Genomic DNA, 15,764 nt, shown 5'->3' with positions numbered 1-15,764 from the left:
CGGCTTGACTGAAGACCTGTTCGGCGGCCTGCTGGAGCCGCCAGGGGTGGCCGCTGCCGGCAATGCCGCACCGCTTGCCACAGCCACCCCGGCCRGTGCCGCCGGCACCAAGCCATCCCGCGGCAAGAGCGTGCTGGCGCCGCCCCCGGACCCCGCCCTGCTGGCACTGGCGCAACGCCTGCCGGCCGGGCTGCATCTCGGCACGTCGTCATGGTCTTATAGCGGCTGGAACGGATTGGTCTATCAAGGCGAGTACACGGACAGCCTGCTCTCGCGCAAAGGCCTGGCCGCCTACTCGCAGCATCCCTTGCTGCGTGCCGCCGGCATCGATCGCGGGTTCTACGCGCCGATCCCGCTTGCCGACTACGTTGCCTACGCCGCCCAGGTGCCCGCGCACTTCCGCTTCCTGGTCAAGGCACCTGCCAGCGTTTGCGATCCGTGGCTGCGCACGTCCGAAGGCGCCGGCCGGCTGGCCAACGCCAGTTTCCTCGATGCCGAGATCGCCGCACGCGATTTCATCGCGCCGGCCACCGCGGGCCTCGGCGCCAAGTGCGGGCCGCTGCTGTTCCAGCTCTCCCCGCTAGGCGCGATGGCCGCCGACAGCGCCGGCTTCCTGTCGCGGCTCGACGCCTTCCTCGGCGCCCTGCCCGCGCTCGACGCCGCCACGACACCGCACGCCTGCTACGCCGTGGAGTTGCGCGATGCCGCCTTGCTCACGCCGCGCTTCATCAAGCTGCTGCGCGCACGCGGCGTGCGCTTCTGCCTGTCCGCGCGCGAGCGCATGCCGCCGGCCGAACGGCAACTGCCGGCACAAGCACTCATGGACGAGGGCGCACCAGGACCGCTGGTGCTGCGGTGGATGCTGCATGCGGGCTTTGCCTACGAGCAAGCCGAATCCCGCTACGCGCCGTTTGACCGGCTGATCGACGAAGACCCGCATACCCGCGCGGTGATCGCCGAGCAGGTGGTGCGCACGCTGCGCGCGGGCCAGCCCGCCTATGTCATTGTCAGCAACAAGGCGGAAGGCTCGGCGCCGTTGACTTGTGCGAGGCTGGCCGAGGCCATTGCCGAGCGGCTGGAAGCAAGCTGAGCGCAGGCCAGGCGCATCAGCGATTCAGATGATGCGCGAACTTCTGCCGGAACTTGGCCAGCTTGGGTGAAATCACAAACGAGCAATAGCCCTGGTTCGGGTGGTTCTGGAAGTAATTCTGATGGCCTTCTTCCGCGCGCCAGTACGGTTGCGTGGGCTCGATCTGCGTCACCAGCGGCRCATCGTAGAGCTTGTGCTMCGCCACCTCCCGCATCACATACTCGGCCACCGCACGCTGCGGCTCCGTGTTGGTGAAGATCACCGAGCGGTACTGCGTGCCAACATCGTTGCCCTGCCGGTTGAGGGTGGTGGGATCGTGGATGGCAAAGAAGATCTCCAGGATCTCGCGGAACTTGATCACCGTGGGATCGAAGGTCACGCGCACCACTTCGGCGTGCCCGGTGTCGCCGCCGCACACCTGCTCGTAGGTTGGATGGCTTACGTGGCCGCCGGTATAGCCCGACTCCACGGCCCGTACGCCCTTGACTTGCTGGTACACCGCTTCCAGGCACCAGAAGCAACCACCGCCCAGCGTGGCAATCTCATGCTCGTTGTCCATCTTGATCTCTCCGGCTCGTGACTCGTGACTCGTGACTCGTGACTCGTGACTCGTGACTCGTGACTATTGGTAGCATACTCGTTCGCCATCCGTCACGCCGCCGGAGACTGCAATGGACGCTGCGCCTAGCGGATCGGCAAAGCGACCGGCCGGATCGGCGCGGCGTCGGCCCCACGGAACTTCAATGAGGCGCCGATAAAAGCGAACTGGTAGACGCGCTCGCGCGACAAGGCCTCCAGATTCACCAGCTCGATGATCGGTGCTCCCTGCTGGGCCAGCAAATAGGTATGGACCGGGATGTAGTTGTCGGGCACCTCCGCCGGGAACGTCTCAAAGCTCAGGTTATCTGCCCCCACAACCATCGCCCCCCCTTCTTCGACCAGGAACCTGGCTGCATCCAGTCCCAGGCCAGGCGGGTTGGCCATATAGGCCTGGGCGTTTTCATAGTGCTGCATGCGCCCGGTGCGGATCAGCACCACATCACCCTGCTCCAGCGCCACGCCTTGCTTGTCCAGCGCTTCGCGCAGGTCCTTGCGCGTCACGCGGTAGTTGTCGGGCAGCATGTCCAGCCCCTTGGCCGCGGCCACGTCGATCAGCACGCCACGGGCGACGATCGGCGGCAGCTTCTCCGCGCCCGTCACTTTCCAGCCGCGATCGCCCAGGTGCTCGGCAGCGGAATAACCATTCCAGATCTTGCCGTTCAGGCCGAAGTGGTTCAGCGCATCGATATGCGTGCCCATGTGGGCATACATGGAAACCGCCGAGCCGCTGTAGCTGACATGCCGGTTCATCGCCTCGCCCACCTGCATGGAATCAGCCACCAGGTTGCCGTGCGGGGTATGGGTCATCCACATCTGGTAGGGCGGATCGCCGGCGGCCTGCCAGCTCGGCATGCCGATGAAGTAATCCACCGCCAGGTCGTAGGCCTGCGTGCCGGAAACCCGCGCCATGATGGCAGCGCGCGAGGCCGGGGTGATCAGGTTGAGGCGGCCGATCTCATCCTTGGGGCCCCAGGGGCTGACGCCCACCTGGGGCGCCGCGCTGGCGGCACCGCTCAGTAGCGCGAACAGCAGCGGCAGGGAAAAAGCGGCCAGGCGGCGCGTGGCGCTGGCGGCAGGGGTGAGACGAGAGGACATAGGGGACTCCTGACTGAATTGACGGTTTCCACAGCAACGTGGAAGGCATGCCGCCATCCTATTAGGCATCTGCTGGTAGATAATCTGCGAATTCAGACAAACATATTTAACTGATAGGAAAATATATGGATCTGCTCGCGGCGATGCGCACCTTCCGGCGCGTGGTGGAACGCGATAGCTTCAGCCATGCCGCCGCCGATCTCGGGCAATCGACCGCCGCGGTCAGCAAGCAGGTGCGCCAGCTGGAGGCGCGCCTGGGCGCGCTGCTGATCCAGCGCACCACGCGCCGCATGCGCCTGTCGGAAACCGGCCGCGCCTACTTTGCCGAATGCTGCCGCCTGCTCGACGAGCTCGATGCGCTGGAACGGGCCACGGCCGCTGGCACGGATGAGATCAGCGGCCGCCTGCGCGTGAACGCGCCGCTATCGTTCGGGCTCAAGGTGCTCTCGCCCCTGCTGGTGACGTTCATGGCGCGCTATCCGCAGGTGCAGGTCGAACTGACCCTGGACGACCGCTTGCTGGACGTGGTGTCGGAGGGCTTCGACGTCTCGCTGCGCATCCGCTCGGCATTGACGGACTCGTCCCTCATCGCGCGGCGGCTGGGCGAGGTAGAGCAAACCATCTGCGCCGCCCCCGCCTACCTGGCGGCGCGCGGCACACCGCGCACCGTCGAGGACCTGCGCAGCCACGACTGCCTGGCCTACCAGCTGGCCGACTATCCCGGCAGCTGGCACCTGGAAGGGCCGCAAGGCACCACCAGCATCGAAGTGCCCGCGCGCTTCTCGGCCAACAACAGCCTGCTGCTCAGCGATATGCTGCTGGCCGGGCTTGGCATCGGCGCGCTGCCCTCGTTCATCGCGCTGCCCTTGCTGGCGCGCGGCGAGCTGGTCAGGGTGCTGCCGGAACATGCGCTGGCCGGCCGGAGCATCTATGCGCTCTATGCCAGCCACCGGCACCTGCAACGGAAGGTGGGCGCGTTCGTGGCGTTCCTGGCCGAGGCTCTGCAAGGCCAGCCGGACGCTAGCTTGACGACGCCGCCAACATCGTTCGCAACTGGGGCTTAAGGACCTTGCCAAGCGCGCTCTTGGGCAGGCTATCCACCAGCACCACCCGCTGCGGCAGCTTGAACCGCGCAATCGACAGCGCCAGCGTTTCACGCAGCGCCTCTGGCGCCAGCGCGGCGCGATCCGCGCCGGCGGCAGCCACCACGACGGCAACCGGCACCTCGCCCCAGCGCGCGTCCGGCAGCCCCACCACCGCGCAATCCAGCACGCCGGGCAGGCTCAGCAGCGCGTTCTCGATCTCGGCCGGATAGATGTTCTCCCCGCCCGAAATGATCATGTCCTTGCTGCGGCCGACCACCTCGATGCAACCATCGGCATTGCGATGCGCAAGGTCCCCCGAGCGGAACCAGCCATCGCGGAAATCCGAATGGTCAGGCTGCCGCCAGTAACCCTGCATCAGGTTGGCGCCCGCGAGCCAGAGCTCGCCCACTTCGCCGTCGGCGACCGCATTGCCTTGCGCATCGGCTAGCCGTACCCGCACCTCAGGCTGGGGCCAGCCGGCGTAGCCGGGCCGGGCCCTGGCCTGGTCCAGGCGCAGCACGACCGATACGGGGCCGGTCTCGGTAGCGCCGTAGACCTGCCCGAGCGCGACGCCGCGCGCATGGAAAGCATCGATGTACGCGCGGGGAATAGGCGAGGAGCCTGCCATCACGCCGCGCAGAGATGTGAGATCCGCGCCTGGCCAGCCGGGATGCTCCAGCACGGCGCGCAGCGTGGCTGGCACCATCAGCGACAGCGTGGGCTGGGTCCGCGCGCACGCATCGAGCCAGGCATCCGGCGCGAAACGCTGGTGCAACGTCACCTGCGCCCCGGCCAGCAATGCCGGCAGCGTCTGGATGCACAGGCCACCTACATGAAACAGCGGCAGCACGGACAAGACATGGTCGTCCCGCGTCATGCCGTGCGCCCACCAGCTCGCGCGCGCGTTGGCCAGCAACCCGGCCTGCGTGTGCAGCGCACCCTTGGGATGGCCAGTGGAGCCCGAGGTGTAGACCAGCAGCAGCGGCGCCTCGCCGGGCGGCTGCGATGGCCTCGGCAGGGGGGTGTCCAGCGGCGCCGGCCGGTCGATCAGGCTATCGATCGGCGCCCGCGCGGCTGGCTCCGGCAGGGTAGCTGCCACCGCCGCCGCAGCCTGCGCGTGCGGCACATCGTGGAACAGCACGCGAATGCCCGCATGCGCGGCGATGGCGCTCAGCTCCGGCACGGCCAGCCGGAAGTTCAGCGGCACGAAGATGGCCCCGAGCCTTGCGCACGCGAACAGGATGGCGAGCTGCAGATCGTGGTTCAGGCACAGCGTGCCCACGCGATCGCCCGGCTGCACGCCCCAGGTGCCGGCCAGGTGCGCGCAGACGCGTTCCACGCGGCACCACAGCTTGCCGTAGTCGATGGTGTAGCCGAGGCTATGCAGCGCCGGGCGCAGGGGTGCGGCGCTGACATGCGCATGCAGCGTGCGCAGCAGCGCGCCCGGCTCCGGCGTGCCGGCGAACAGCCGGTTGGCGCGCTCGCTCATTCGTCGCGCTCGCCCGACTCGTACAGGGTCTCGCGACCCATGCGGTCCAGGATCAGCTCGGCGGTCCAGGGCAGCATCAGCGCGCCGCAGCGCGAATCGCGATAGAGCCGCTCCAGTGGCAGGTCCTTGAGCATGGACTGGCCGCCGCAGGTGCGGATCGCCAGCCGGGCGATGTCGTTGGCGCCTTCCATCACGCTGTAGTGCGCAGCGTACAGCCGCATGCGCGCATCCTTCCCCGGGCTGGCGCAGGCTTCATGAATCACGCGCCAGAAGATCGAGCGCATGTTCTCCAGCTGGATGCGCATCTGCGCTACGGCGATCTGCTTGGTGGGATACATGCGGCGCTTCACCTGCGGCTGGCCCGGCACTTCGCCGCGCAGGTACTGCACGGTGAAATCGTAGGCGGCCTGCGCCACGCCGAGATAGGTCGGCGAGAGCGTGAAGAACATGGCTGGCCAGGTCTGCGCCGCTTTGTAATAGACGCCGCGCGGCATCAGCTGCTCCTGGTCGGCGACGAACACATCCTTGAGCAGCAGCGTGCGCGACACCGTGCCGCGCATGCCCATCGGATCCCACTCGCCGGTCACGGTAAGGCCTTCGGCCTTGCCTGGCACCGCGATGTAGAGCGTGTCGCGCATATCGGCCGAATGGTCCGCGCACGCCTCCGTGCAGAGGATCCCGTAGTAGTCCGCCGCGCCCGACAGCGATGCAAAGATCTTGCGGCCATTGAGCACCCAGCCGCCGTCCACCTTGCGCGCGCTGGTGCCGAAGGGCGCGCGCCCGGCCGCGGCGGCCGAGCCCTCCGAGAAGGGCTGAGCGTAGATCGCGCCGTCCTTCACCACGCGCGCGAAGTGCAGCTCGCGCCGGGCCTCGTGCTCGCCGCGCTGCTCCGGCGTCATGGCAATGCCGTCGGCGAGCATGCCGGTCCACATGGTGGAACAGATATGCATGTTGTAGGTCAGCGCGGTGGCGCCACAGAAGCGGCCAATCTCCGCGCCCACCATGCAATACGTGGCGAAGTCCGCGCCCTCTCCGCCGAACGCGCGCGGCACGCACAAAGCCAGCAGGCCGGTCTCGCGCAAATCATCATAGTTGGCAAAGGGAAAGCTGGCCTCGCGGTCCCACCGCGCCGCGCGCGGGGCGAAGCGCTCGCGGCCGAGCCGGTTGGCGAGCGTCAGCAGGMRCTCCTGCGCCTCGGTGAAATCGGCGCTGCCGACGGCGGGGATGAAGTCCAGTGGCATGATCGTGTCTCCCGGGCATCGGCCACGCACGTGGCGATGCCTCGATGTTCTTGTGGATTCAGTGCAGCGGGGATTGCAGCGGGAAGTGCAGCGGGAAGCGCCGCCCCAGGAAGCCGAGCACGGCGGCATTGAAATCCGCCGGGCGCTCCATGCAAGCCAGGTGGCCCACAGCGGGCAGGCACAGGTACTCGGCGCCAGCGATCTTCTGCGCCATGCGCTCCATCACGGCGGGCGCGGCGTTGGCGTCGTGCTCGCCGGCCAGCACCAGCACCGGCACGGTGATGCGCGCCAGCACTTCGCGCCGGTCAAAGCGCACCAGTGCCTGCAGGGCGGCGCGATAGGTGTCGGGCGGCACGGCCGCCATCACGCTGGCGGCGAACGCCACCGCGCGAGGCTCGGCCTGMGGCGCGACCATGGCACGCACCAGCCCGTTGGCCATCTCCGCCATGGTCTTGCCGGCATCGAGCGGCGCCGTGCGCGCGGCCACGAAATCGCGTTGCCACTGGCCATCGGCCTTGCCGAATGCGGGCGACGTACCGGACAACACCATGCCGTCGATCAGTCCAGGCATGGCTGCGTAAGCTTCCTGCGCGACCATGYCGCCCATGCTGTGGCCTAGCAGCACCACGCGCCGGCCCGCATCGCGCTCGGCCTGCAGCACCGGCTGCAAGGCTCGCGCCAGCCCGGCGAAATCACAGGGATCGATCATGGCACTGTCGCCGTAGCCAGGCATGTCCCAGGCCACCGCGCGATAGCCCGCTTRCACCAGCGCGGCGATCTGCGAAGGCCACGCGGCCTTGCCGCCGCCGATGCCATGCAACATGACGACGGCCACGGGGCCGGTGCCCTGCGCGATGGTGGACATGCCATTGGCATGGGTCTGGGTCTGGGTCGTGCCAGGATTCACGTTCTCGGTCATGCGCTTGCCTTGTTGTTTGTTTGGGCCGCCTCGGGCGTGGCCGGGCCGGCGAGCCGGCCCTCATCCACCTCGCCCACGCCGTCGAGCGTGATCGTGCAGTTGCGCAGCGGCAGGTCGAAGTGGCCCAGCGTGTGGCGGCCGGCGACCTCGTTGGCGCCGGTGGAGTAGAGGAAGTTGCCGGCAAAGGCGCGCAGCTCCGTGCCGTTGCAGTCGCGCTTGTCGTAGAACGTCATCGCATCCCAGCGGGCCTGCGGGTTCAAACCCCAGCCCACGTGCGAAACCGCGTAGGCGTCGCGCGTGCCTTCGCGGTCGGCCCACGCCGCGTAGTAGCCGCGCATCATGTCGGCATCCATGCCCTGCCCTTCGATGCCGACCATGTAGTCATCCTCGATATGGCAGACGATGGTGTCGCGCAGGTAGGTCTTGAAGGTCAGKTTGACGTCGCCCGGCGCGAGCACCAGCGTGCCGTTGACCTGCCCGCCGGCGGGGAAGGCCAGGCACAGGCCGCCCGGCCAGTGCGCAACCTGGCCTGGCTTGTTGCAGTAGCCCCAGACGCCGCCTACGCGCGCGCTTGCGAGCCCGACGCGCAGCTCGGTGCCGGCGGCCGAATGCACGCGCATCTCGCCTGCGCCGCGCAACCGTTTCATGGCCGCGCGCACGCTGCTCTCCAGCGCTGGATCGGGCAGGCAGCGCTCCAGGATCTCGGGATGTTCGTTGCTGACCATCAGCAGGCGCGGCACGATGCCGTCGGCGCCTTTGAGGATCAGCGGGAGTTCGGGCGCATGCAGCAAGCCCTCCACGGTGCAATCGATCACCAGGTGGCAGCGCTGCAAGGCGGCCACCACCGGRGCGAGTTGCTGCAAGGCATCGCTGGCGCCGGTGGAACGCACGGGCGCGGGGGCGGCAAGCGCCGGGGACGGCACCCGGATGCGTACGGGCGTGGCGCCCAGCGATTGCACCGCCAGTTCAGCCAACTCCACATTGACGCGTCGGGATTGGGACTCCGTTACAATCCCAACCACTTCCTGGGCGGACAGGGCGCACAGTTCAAGGGTGCGCCGAAAAGCCGCCAGCCAGCGGTGCTCGATTTGCTCGATGAGCATAGGTCTCCTCCTGGTGCGATCTGCTGCGGTCCTGGCAGGGTCCCGGGGGAATGGCTTTGGTGCGCCAGCCCACCGATGCCTCCTGCCGGACGCATTAGCTTTGTGCTTGTGATTCTTGTCGCTGGCGCAAATAATATATGAAATTTCATGGATCCCAGTGGAGCCCGCGCTATGGGCATGCCTGAGGCCACGCCAAGCATCATCGGCAAGGCCGCTTCTCCCGATTTCGATACGCTGCACTTCCGGCGCACGCTGTCACAGTTCGCCACTGGCGTGACGGTGATCACCACCCGCGCGGGCCCTGGCTCGCCGCCGGGCGCGCCGTTCGTGGGCATTACCGCCAGTTCGTTCAACTCGGTCTCGCTCGATCCGCCGCTGGTGCTGTGGAGCATGGCTACGCGCGCCAACAGCCTGCCGATGTTCCGCGACGGCTCGCACTACATCATCAATGTGCTGTCGGCCTCGCAGCTGGACCTGTGCCAGCGCTTCGCCACGCTCAAAGGCGACCGCTTCGCTGGCGTCGACTACCGCCTGTCCGAGAACGGCCTGCCGATCCTGGCCAACGCGCTGGCCTGGTTCGAATGCCACAACCGCAGCCGCTACGACGAGGGCGACCACGTCATCTTCGTGGGCGAGGTGGAGCGCTGCGGCGTGCACGACAACGCGGGCAACCCGCTGGTGTTCCACGACGGCCGCTTTGCCACCACCGATCCGCTGACGGACTGAAGTCCGGGCACAGCACATGAAGGATTCGCCCAAGCCGGCCCCGGCGGCCCCAGACGCCTTTGTAGATGGCTACCTGCCCTATCTGCTGGCGCGGGCCAGCCACCTTGTGTCGGGCGAGTTCCACCGGCAGGTCGAGGCAGCCGGGTTCTCCGTGCCCGAATGGCGCGTGCTGGCCACGCTGGCCGACCGGCCAGACTGCACCATCGGCGCGCTGGCCGATATCACGCTCACCAAGCAACCCACCCTGACCAAGCTGATCGACCGCATGGCCGCCGACGGACTCGTCACGCGGCGCAACGGCGCCCTGGACCGCCGCCATGCGCTGGTATCGATCACCGCGCGCGGCCGCAGCCGCGCCCGCGCCTTGCTAGACCAGGCCGCCGCCCACGAGCAACAAGTGCTGGATGACTTTGGCGTCGCGCAGGGCAATCAGCTCAAGGACACCTTGCGCCGCCTGATCGCGCTGCACGCGCTGCGCTGAGTGCCGGCAGCGTTCAGGGCCGCGGCTCGCTCTTGACGACCGCTAGCGGCGAGCCATCGGTCTTGATCCTTTGCAGCACGATGTTCGAGCGGATATCCATCACGCCCGGCGTGCGGTAGAGCCGGTTCACGATGAAATCCGAGTAGTGCTTGAGGTTGCGCGCCTGCACGGTCAGGATGTAATTGCTGTCGCCGGTGATGATGTAGGCCGACACCACTTCAGGCCAGGATTGCACCGCCGCGTTGAAGGTATCGTGCCAGCCTTCGGTTTCGGGGCGCATCGACACCTGCACGATCGCCTCCAGTTCCAGGCCGAGCCGCTCGGCGTCGAACCACGCCCGGTAGCCGCCGATCACACCGTCCTCCTCCAGCAAACGCACGCGCCGCAGGCAGGCCGAAGGCGACAGCGMCACGCGGTCGGCCAGGTCCTGGTTGCTGATGCGTCCGTTCTCCTGGAGGCAGGTCAGGATGCGCAAATCGATGGGATCCAGGTTCATTTCGCAGATTCTTCCATAATTCTCTTCGTAGATGAAATTCTATGCGAAAACCAACGGAATCCACGGGCCAATTCGCAAGCCTCTTGCCCGTAATATTGACTATCATGCCGTCATCCGCTCCGCGATGAGCCTTGGAACGCCGCTCCCAGGCGTCAGCCCCCGATGACGACCCGCCCCACCCCCGATACCTACGATAGGCCGCGCCAGCTCTGGGACATCAGCCCCGCGCTCTCGCCCGACACGCCAGTGTGGCCGGGCGACACGCCGTTCCAGCTCGAGCGCAACTGGCAGATCGACGCCCACTGCCCCGTCAATGTCGGGCGCATCACCTTGTCGCCCCACACCGGCGCCCATGCCGATGCGCCGCTGCACTACGCCGCCGACGGCGCGCCCATCGGCGCGGTGGACCTGGCGCCCTACCTCGGCCCGTGCCGGGTGATCCATTGCATCGGCGCGGCCCCGCTGGTCGAGCCCCGCCACATTGAACATGCGCTGGCAGGCGTACCGTCGCGTGTGCTGCTGCGCACTTACCAGCAAGCACCGCTGGCAACGTGGGACCCGGACTTCTGCGCGGTCGCGCCGGAAACCATCGCGTTGCTCGCAGAGCACGGCGTGATGCTGGTCGGCATCGATACGCCCTCGCTGGACCCGCAGGAATCCAAGACCATGGCCGCGCACAACATGGTGCGCCGGCATCGCCTGGCCATCCTCGAAGGCCTGGTGCTCGACGCCGTGGCCGAGGCCGACTACGAACTGATTGCCTTGCCGCTGCGCTTCGCCGGACTCGATGCAAGCCCGGTGCGTGCCGTGCTGCGCAGCCTGGCCTGAACGATCGCACTGAACGACCCGAACCCAACCTCCCCCCAGGAAACCTCTCACACATGACCGCACTGACTCGCGAGCAATGCCTCGCCCTCGACCAAGAAGATGCGCTGCGCCACCTGCGCGACCAGTTCGCGCTCCCGGCGGGCGTGATCTACCTCGATGGCAACTCGCTGGGCGCGCGCCCGCGCAGCGCCGCGGCACGCGCCGCCCAAGTGGTGAGCGAAGAATGGGGCACGGGACTGATCCGCAGCTGGAACACGGCCGGCTGGTTCGAACTGCCCCAGCGCCTGGGCAATATGCTGGCACCGCTGGTCGGCGCCGGCGAGGACGAAGTCGTGGTGACCGACACCACCTCCTCCAACCTGTTCAAGGTGCTGGCGGCCGCGCTGCGCGTGCAGCAAACCCGCGACCCGAAACGCAAGGTGATCGTATCGGAAGCCAGCAACTTCCCCACCGACCTCTACATCGCACAGGGGCTGGCCGACCTGCTGCAGCAAGGCTATTCGCTGCGCCTGGTGAATGCGCCCGAGGAGATCGATGCGGCGGTGGACGCCGACACCGCCGTGTTGATGCTGACCCATGTCAACTACAAGACCGGCGAAATGCTCGACATGGCCAGCATGACCGAGATGGCGCATGCCCGCGGCGCGCTCACGGTGTGGGACCTGGCCCACTCGGCCGGCGCCGTGCCCGTGGCGCTCAAGGCATCGGGTGCGGACTACGCGGTCGGCTGCACTTACAAGTACCTCAACGGCGGCCCCGGCTCGCCCGCCTTCCTGTGGGTCGCGCCCTCGCTGCGCGATGCCTTCTGGCAACCGCTGTCAGGCTGGTGGGGCCATGCCGCGCCGTTCGCGATGGAACCCGGCTACCGCCCGCGCGAAGGCGTAGCGCGCTTCCTGTGCGGCACCCAGCCCATTGCCTCGCTGGCCTTGGTCGAATGCGGGCTTGATATCTACGCCCAGACCGACATGGCAGCGCTACGCGCCAAGTCGCTGATGCTGACCGACCTCTTTATCGCACTGGTGGAAGCACGCTGCGCTGCGCACCCGCTCGAACTAGTGACCCCTCGCACCCATGCGCGCCGCGGCAGCCATGTGAGCTTTGCCCATCCGGACGGCTTTGCCGTGGTGCAGGCCCTGATCGAGCGCGGCGTGATCGGCGACTACCGCGAGCCACGCATCGCGCGCTTTGGCTTCACGCCGCTGTACACCAGCTTCACCGATGTCTGGGACGCAGTGGAAATCCTGCGCGACGTACTCGACAGCGGTACCTACAAGGCCGAGCGTCACCAGACGCGCGGCCTGGTGACCTGAGCAGGAGAGCGCCATGAGCAACCACAAGGGATGCCCGATGTCGGGCGCAGGCGCCACCGAGACCGGCGATGCCAGCTGGCACGACGCCCAGATGGATTTCGCCAAGGACATGAGCTATGGCGATTACCTGGCGCTGGACCAGATTCTCAACGCCCAGCACCCGCTCTCGCCCGAGCACAACGAGATGCTGTTCATCGTGCAGCACCAGACCAGCGAGCTGTGGATGAAGCTCGCGCTGCACGAGCTGCGCGCCGCGCGCGAATGCGTGCGCCAGGACCAGTTGCCGCCTGCCTTCAAGATGCTCACGCGCGTCTCGCGCATCATGGAGCAACTGGTGCAGGCGTGGAGCGTGCTGGCGACGATGACGCCGCCGGAGTACTCGGCGATGCGTCCTTACCTCGGGATGTCGTCTGGTTTCCAATCGTTCCAGTACCGCGAGATCGAATTCATCCTCGGCAACAAGAACGCGGCCATGCTGCGTCCGCATGCGCACCAGCCGCAACACCTGGCGCTGGTGGAAGAAGCCCTGCGCACGCCGTCGCTGTATGACGAAGCGATCCTCCTGATGGCGCGGCGCGGCTTTGCCATCGATGCGGCCTGCATCGAGCGGGACTGGACCAAGCCGGCCGGCGAGAACGCCTMGGTGGAAGCGGCATGGCTGGAGGTCTATCGCCGGCCAGAGGCGCACTGGGAACTGTATGAACTGGGCGAGAAGTTCGTTGACCTGGAAGATGCGTTCCGGCAGTGGCGCTTTCGCCATGTCACCACCGTCGAACGCGTGATCGGCTTCAAGCGCGGCACCGGCGGCACCGAAGGCGTCAGCTACCTGCGCAAGATGCTTGACGTGGTGCTGTTCCCGGAGTTGTGGAAGCTGCGCACGGATCTGTAAGCAGGCAGAAGCGGACAGAAGCGGGCCGTATTGGCAACGCGACACCGGCCAAGGCGGGTGTCGCGTTGCTTCAGAGCACCGGGTCCGACAGCCGCGCCGCCAGCGCGCGCAAGGCCGGCGCCAGCTTGTCGTGGAACACCGCTTCCTCGACCGAGCCATAGGACGCACTGCAACTCAGCATGTGCAGCTCCTTCTCCCCCACCGGACGAAATGCCACCGCGCATGCGTGGATGGCCGGGTGCCAGTCGCGGAACGACGCCGCATAGCCCAGGGTAGACGCCTGCTCCACCGTGGCACGCATGGCCGCCTCCTGGGTTTTCCACTGTTCGGGATAGGCCAGGGCAAACTCCGCCAGCACCCGCTCGCGCTTGGCTGCCGGCAAGGCCGCCAGGTAAGCGCGGCCCATGGAACTCGACACCAGCGAGAGCCGCGACCCCACTCCCAGCCCCAGCATCACGCCCGCATCGTTGCGGATCGATTCAAGATAGATCACCTCCATGCGCTCGCGCTTGCCCAGCGAGACCGACACCCCATAAGCCTGGGCGAACGCCAGCATGTGCGGACGCGCCAGCGTCACCACATTGGACGCGGACAGGTAGGAATAGCCTAGCGCCAGCACACCGGCATCGAGTGCGTACTTGCCCAGGCTATCGTCGTAGCGCAGGTAGCCCAGCTGCACCAGCGTGCCGGCCAGCCGGCTCACGGTGGCTTTGGGAAAGCCCGTACGGCGCACGAAATCCTGGTTGCCCAGCATCGACTCGCCAGTGCGAAAGCAACGCAGCAACTCAAGGCCGCGCGCCAGCGCGGCAACGAAATTGGGATCGCTTTCGCGCGGTGTGGCGTTGGCGGCATCCGCCGCAGGCGTGGCTTGCGATTCAGTAGCCAAAAGTGATCTCCGCGGATTGGATGGAGGCAGCACGCCCTATTGCATGGATCGCGCATTGCGATATACTACATCATCGGAACAAAGTTCCGCAATGCGGAACCGCAAAAGCACCTCGGCGGACCGCGGAATACGCCGATACTTCCTGAATTCAGGGCTGGCTCGCGAGGCCGCCCATCCCGATCCGCACTAGACCTGCACTACCGAAGGAGACCTACATGGCTGCCAACGCCGAATTCCACTGGGCCGACCCCCTCTTGCTGGACGACCAGCTGAGCGCCGACGAGCGCATGGTGCGCGATGCCGCCCTGGCCTATTGCCAGGACAAGCTCGCCCCGCGCGTACTGCAATCGTTCCGCAATGAGAAGACCGACATCGAGATCTTCCGCGAGATGGGCGAACTCGGCCTGCTCGGCCCCACCATTCCCGAGGAATACGGCGGCCCCGGCCTGAACTACGTGGCCTACGGCCTGATCGCGCGCGAAGTGGAGCGGGTGGATTCGGGCTATCGCTCGATGATGAGCGTGCAGTCGTCGCTGGTGATGGTGCCCATCCACGAATTCGGCAGCGAAGCGCAAAAGCAGAAATACCTGCCTAAGCTCGCTACCGGCGAGTGGATCGGCTGCTTCGGCCTGACCGAGCCGAACCACGGCTCCGACCCGGGCTCCATGATCACGCGCGCCAAGAAGGTTGCAGGCGGCTATGAGCTGTCCGGCGCCAAGATGTGGATCACCAACTCGCCCATCGCCGACGTATTCGTGGTGTGGGGCAAGCTGGTCGGCGACGACGGCAAGGAAGCGATCCGCGGCTTTATCCTCGAAAAGGGCTGGAAGGGCCTGTCTGCACCTGCCATCCATGGCAAGGTTGGCCTGCGCACCTCGATCACCGGCGAAATCGTCATGGACCAGGTGTTCGTGCCGGAAGAGAACCTGATGCCCGGCGTGTCCGGCCTGAAGGGTCCGTTCACCTGCCTGAACTCGGCCCGCTACGGCATCGCCTGGGGCGCCCTGGGCGCTGCCGAGTTCTGCTGGCATACCGCGCGCCAGTACACGCTGGACCGCAAGCAGTTCGGCCGCCCGCTGGCCGCCAACCAGCTGGTGCAAAAGAAGCTGGCCGACATGCAGACCGAGATCACGCTGGGCCTGCAAGGCTGCCTGCGCCTGGGCCGCATGAAGGACGAAGGCACCGCCGCGGTGGAAATCACCTCGATCATGAAGCGCAATTCCTGCGGCAAGTCGCTGGACATCGCCCGCGTGGCGCGCGATATGCTCGGCGGCAACGGCATCTCGGACGAGTTCGGCGTGATCCGTCACGTGGTCAACCTCGAAGTGGTCAACACTTACGAGGGCACCCATGACATCCACGCGCTGATCCTGGGCCGCGCCCAGACCGGCATCCAGGCGTTCTTCTAAGACACGCCGCCCGGGCCCGCCCGCTCTCTCGCCAGAAATAAAAATGGCCCGGCTGCAAAGCCGGGCCAAGCACACTACCAAGGAGAGACGACGGGCGAGCCCATCGTTGTACAACAC

Annotated in this window: 16 protein-coding genes; 8 read left to right on the top strand and 8 right to left on the bottom strand. The window is 66.9% G+C overall.

What is annotated here, in order from left to right; all coding sequences use genetic code 11:
• Positions 1-4 precede the first annotated feature (4 nt).
• Complete coding sequence (locus AC1DS3_RS08945) at positions 5-1,090, top strand: DUF72 domain-containing protein (RefSeq protein WP_477127036.1); 1,086 nt, start codon at positions 5-7, stop codon at positions 1,088-1,090.
• 16 nt (positions 1,091-1,106) lie between these two features.
• Here the strand turns inward: AC1DS3_RS08945 and msrA are convergent, their stop codons facing one another.
• Together msrA and AC1DS3_RS08935 are read right to left on the bottom strand one after the other, a co-directional pair.
• Positions 1,107-1,649: a peptide-methionine (S)-S-oxide reductase MsrA gene (gene msrA, locus AC1DS3_RS08940; RefSeq protein WP_477127035.1), complete on the bottom strand. Its 543-nt coding sequence runs from the start codon at positions 1,647-1,649 to the stop codon at positions 1,107-1,109.
• Positions 1,650-1,774: 125 nt separating this feature from the next.
• The gene (locus AC1DS3_RS08935; RefSeq protein WP_459371602.1) at positions 1,775-2,785 is read right to left on the bottom strand and encodes a cyclase family protein; all 1,011 of its coding nucleotides are present in this window, start codon (positions 2,783-2,785) and stop codon (positions 1,775-1,777) included.
• Positions 2,786-2,910: 125 nt separating this feature from the next.
• Between AC1DS3_RS08935 and AC1DS3_RS08930 the strand changes: the two genes are divergently transcribed.
• Positions 2,911-3,849, top strand: coding sequence for a LysR family transcriptional regulator (locus tag AC1DS3_RS08930; RefSeq protein ID WP_477127034.1), 939 nt, complete (start codon positions 2,911-2,913; stop codon positions 3,847-3,849).
• Here the strand turns inward: AC1DS3_RS08930 and AC1DS3_RS08925 are convergent.
• The 4 genes from AC1DS3_RS08925 to AC1DS3_RS08910 are packed head-to-tail and all read right to left on the bottom strand — an operon-like array spanning position 3,806 to position 8,622.
• Positions 3,806-5,359, bottom strand: a complete 1,554-nt coding sequence (locus AC1DS3_RS08925) for a class I adenylate-forming enzyme family protein (RefSeq protein WP_477127033.1) — start codon at positions 5,357-5,359, stop codon at positions 3,806-3,808. The two genes, AC1DS3_RS08930 and AC1DS3_RS08925, sit on opposite strands and share 44 nt — an antisense overlap.
• Complete coding sequence (locus AC1DS3_RS08920; protein ID WP_477127032.1) at positions 5,356-6,600, bottom strand: acyl-CoA dehydrogenase family protein; 1,245 nt, start codon at positions 6,598-6,600, stop codon at positions 5,356-5,358. Before AC1DS3_RS08920 ends, AC1DS3_RS08925 begins: the two co-directional genes overlap by 4 nt.
• Positions 6,601-6,658: 58 nt before the next feature.
• Entirely contained in the window at positions 6,659-7,519 is an 861-nt protein-coding gene (locus AC1DS3_RS08915; RefSeq protein WP_477127031.1) for an alpha/beta fold hydrolase, read from the bottom strand.
• Complete coding sequence (locus AC1DS3_RS08910) at positions 7,516-8,622, bottom strand: 2,5-dihydroxypyridine 5,6-dioxygenase NicX family protein (RefSeq protein WP_477127030.1); 1,107 nt, start codon at positions 8,620-8,622, stop codon at positions 7,516-7,518. Before AC1DS3_RS08910 ends, AC1DS3_RS08915 begins: the two co-directional genes overlap by 4 nt.
• Positions 8,623-8,793: 171 nt before the next feature.
• On the opposite strand from AC1DS3_RS08910, the gene AC1DS3_RS08905 reads away from it, so the two are divergent.
• Entirely contained in the window at positions 8,794-9,348 is a 555-nt protein-coding gene (locus AC1DS3_RS08905) for a flavin reductase family protein (RefSeq protein ID WP_006162962.1), read from the top strand.
• Positions 9,349-9,364: 16 nt separating this feature from the next.
• The gene (locus tag AC1DS3_RS08900; protein WP_441634345.1) at positions 9,365-9,829 is read left to right on the top strand and encodes a MarR family winged helix-turn-helix transcriptional regulator; all 465 of its coding nucleotides are present in this window, start codon (positions 9,365-9,367) and stop codon (positions 9,827-9,829) included.
• 13 nt (positions 9,830-9,842) lie between these two features.
• Here the strand turns inward: AC1DS3_RS08900 and AC1DS3_RS08895 are convergent, their stop codons facing one another.
• A complete protein-coding gene (locus tag AC1DS3_RS08895) occupies positions 9,843-10,325 on the bottom strand; it encodes an Lrp/AsnC family transcriptional regulator (RefSeq protein WP_477127029.1) in 483 nt (160 codons plus the stop codon).
• Positions 10,326-10,487: 162 nt separating this feature from the next.
• Between AC1DS3_RS08895 and kynB the strand changes: the two genes are divergently transcribed.
• Genes kynB through kynA form a run of 3 tightly spaced genes read left to right on the top strand, consistent with a single transcriptional unit; the run spans position 10,488 to position 13,352 of the window.
• The gene (gene kynB / locus AC1DS3_RS08890) at positions 10,488-11,153 is read left to right on the top strand and encodes an arylformamidase (protein WP_441634341.1); all 666 of its coding nucleotides are present in this window, start codon (positions 10,488-10,490) and stop codon (positions 11,151-11,153) included.
• Between the two features lie 53 nt (positions 11,154-11,206).
• Complete coding sequence (kynU, locus tag AC1DS3_RS08885; RefSeq protein WP_441634339.1) at positions 11,207-12,463, top strand: kynureninase; 1,257 nt, start codon at positions 11,207-11,209, stop codon at positions 12,461-12,463.
• A gap of 13 nt (positions 12,464-12,476) precedes the next feature.
• Positions 12,477-13,352 carry a tryptophan 2,3-dioxygenase gene (kynA, locus tag AC1DS3_RS08880; protein WP_477127028.1) on the top strand — a complete coding sequence of 292 codons (876 nt, stop codon included), beginning with the start codon at positions 12,477-12,479 and terminating at the stop codon, positions 13,350-13,352.
• Positions 13,353-13,422: 70 nt separating this feature from the next.
• On the opposite strand, the gene AC1DS3_RS08875 is transcribed toward kynA, so the two are convergent.
• Entirely contained in the window at positions 13,423-14,238 is an 816-nt protein-coding gene (locus AC1DS3_RS08875) for an IclR family transcriptional regulator (RefSeq protein ID WP_441634335.1), read from the bottom strand.
• Positions 14,239-14,453: 215 nt separating this feature from the next.
• Between AC1DS3_RS08875 and AC1DS3_RS08870 the strand changes: the two genes are divergently transcribed.
• Positions 14,454-15,647: an acyl-CoA dehydrogenase gene (locus AC1DS3_RS08870; protein ID WP_006162948.1), complete on the top strand. Its 1,194-nt coding sequence runs from the start codon at positions 14,454-14,456 to the stop codon at positions 15,645-15,647.
• Positions 15,648-15,764: the final 117 nt, after the last annotated feature.

This window comes from Cupriavidus sp. 01L46 (assembly GCF_056399905.1).
This window is presented reverse-complemented; position numbering and strand designations above follow the sequence as displayed.

Coding starts and splice junctions, on each gene's coding strand:
- AC1DS3_RS08935 (WP_459371602.1), bottom strand. CDS start 2,785: ATGTCCTCTCGTCTCACCCCTGCCGCCAGCGCCACGCGCCGCCTGGCC.
- AC1DS3_RS08930 (WP_477127034.1), top strand. CDS start 2,911: ATGGATCTGCTCGCGGCGATGCGCACCTTCCGGCGCGTGGTGGAACGC.
- AC1DS3_RS08925 (WP_477127033.1), bottom strand. CDS start 5,359: ATGAGCGAGCGCGCCAACCGGCTGTTCGCCGGCACGCCGGAGCCGGGC.
- AC1DS3_RS08905 (WP_006162962.1), top strand. CDS start 8,794: ATGGGCATGCCTGAGGCCACGCCAAGCATCATCGGCAAGGCCGCTTCT.
- AC1DS3_RS08900 (WP_441634345.1), top strand. CDS start 9,365: ATGAAGGATTCGCCCAAGCCGGCCCCGGCGGCCCCAGACGCCTTTGTA.
- kynB (WP_441634341.1), top strand. CDS start 10,488: ATGACGACCCGCCCCACCCCCGATACCTACGATAGGCCGCGCCAGCTC.
- kynU (WP_441634339.1), top strand. CDS start 11,207: ATGACCGCACTGACTCGCGAGCAATGCCTCGCCCTCGACCAAGAAGAT.
- AC1DS3_RS08870 (WP_006162948.1), top strand. CDS start 14,454: ATGGCTGCCAACGCCGAATTCCACTGGGCCGACCCCCTCTTGCTGGAC.